General features: G+C 56.0%; 1 rRNA gene. It reads right to left on the minus strand.

The window, feature by feature from the left end:
- Positions 1-248, minus strand: a 23S ribosomal RNA gene (locus NUX24_RS21955); the annotation flags it as partial.

Raw genomic sequence — 248 nt, forward strand, 5'->3', positions numbered from 1 at the left:
TCGCCTTTCCCTCACGGTACTGGTTCACTATCGGTCAGTCAGGAGTATTTAGCCTTGGAGGATGGTCCCCCCATATTCAGACAGGATACCACGTGTCCCGCCCTACTCTTCGAGTTCACAGCCTGTGTGCTTTCGTGTACGGGACTGTCACCCTGTACCGTGCGACTTTCCAGACGCTTCCACTAACACACAAGCTGATTCAGACTCTGGGCTGCTCCCCGTTCGCTCGCCGCTACTGGGGGAATCTC

The organism is Enterobacter sp. HG048 (assembly GCF_024702055.1).
Classification (GTDB): Bacteria; Pseudomonadota; Gammaproteobacteria; order Enterobacterales; family Enterobacteriaceae; genus Enterobacter; species Enterobacter dykesii.